At 63.8% G+C, this 1,335-nt stretch carries 1 protein-coding gene and 2 pseudogenes; all 3 read left to right on the top strand.

All coding sequences use genetic code 11. The features are described 5' to 3' along the window. Positions 1 to 122: pseudogene (locus SMD10_RS25355) on the top strand (ISAs1 family transposase); the annotation flags it as partial. An 86-nt stretch (positions 123 to 208) separates the two neighbouring features. After that, positions 209 to 1,057: a 3'(2'),5'-bisphosphate nucleotidase CysQ gene (gene cysQ, locus SMD10_RS25350; RefSeq protein WP_432757313.1), complete on the top strand. Its 849-nt coding sequence runs from the start codon at positions 209 to 211 to the stop codon at positions 1,055 to 1,057. A 112-nt stretch (positions 1,058 to 1,169) separates the two neighbouring features. After that, positions 1,170 to 1,335, top strand: a pseudogene (locus tag SMD10_RS25345) (sulfate adenylyltransferase subunit CysD); the annotation flags it as partial.

The following is a 1,335-nucleotide window of genomic DNA, read 5'->3' as shown; positions in this document are numbered from 1 at the left end:
TGCGAAAGCTCGCCCTCAACATGCTCAAGCGCGCCAGGCCTTCAATCTCCATCCGTCGCAAGCGAAAGCGATCCGGATGGTCCAACGACTTCGCTCGTTCCATCCTCGGCCAAATGCGATAGCCCTGCTATGCGCAGGATGCCTGCTTGACCGTTCGACCGGCCGGTGTGTAGACCGGCGAACGGTCCGATTGTTGCGTGGATGGAACGTGTACGCCCTAGAAGAGATGCAACTGAAACTCGCCGATCTCGTCGACATCGCACTGGCTGGCGGCCATGAGGTGATGACCGTCTACAAGGAGGGCGGCACGGTCGAGGATAAGGCAGACGGCTCGCCGGTGACCGAAGCCGACGTCCGCTGCGAGGCTGTCATTCTCAAAGGACTGGAGGGCCTGGCGCCGGGGGTGCCGGTGGTTGCAGAAGAGGCGGCCTCGGCTGGCCGCGTCCCGCAGACATGCGAGCGGTTTTTCCTGGTCGACCCGCTCGACGGCACCAAGGAATTCATCAACCGCAACGGCGAATTTACGGTGAACATCGCCCTCGTCGAGGCGGGAGTGCCCGTGGCGGGCATCGTCTACGCGCCGGCGCTTGGGCTCCTCTATCTGGGATCCCGGGCCGGCGGCGCCTTCAAGGCGGAGGTCGCCGCCGACGGCAGGCTTGGGCCGAAGCAGCCGATCGCGGTGCGCCCAACGCCGGAGCGTATTGTTGCGGTCGGCAGCCGCAACCACGGCTCGGCTGAAACGGCCGAATGGCTGCGGCGCTTCGATGTCGAGCGGTTCGCCAGTCGCGGCTCGTCGTTGAAATTCTGCCTGGTCGCCGAAGGCGAAGCCGACGTCTATCCGCGCCTGGGGCGAACCATGGAATGGGATACGGCGGCGGGCGATGCGGTGTTGAGGGCCGCTGGCGGGACGGTGACCACGCTGGGCGGCGCGCCGCTCGCCTATGGCAAGCGTGATCAGGTCGGCGACAGCGATTTCGCCAATCCTTGGTTCGTCGCCTGGGGGGATCCGGACCTCAGCACCCAGGCGGTACCCTCCACGGGACCTCGGCGGTCGTAATATTGCCGAATGCCCATGTTTCGCCCAAAGCTCGTTTAAAGTTGCAGTCGCCGTCGAATGTTGCCGTCGTGGCCTTTAGCGGATTTTGATTTCGACGCCGTTTCTGGATCGGATGCGGATGGTTTGTGAGAGGGAAGGAATGGCGGAGGCTGGTTCGACGACGCACCTTGATCGATTGGAGGCGGAGGCGATCCACATCATGCGGGAGGTTGCGGCGGAGTTCCGCAACCCGGTGATGCTGTATTCGATCGGCAAGGATTCGTCGGTGATGCTGCACT

The sequence above is a fragment of the Consotaella aegiceratis genome, from assembly GCF_036541425.1.
Lineage (GTDB): Bacteria > Pseudomonadota > Alphaproteobacteria > Rhizobiales > Rhizobiaceae > Consotaella > Consotaella aegiceratis.
This window is presented reverse-complemented; position numbering and strand designations above follow the sequence as displayed.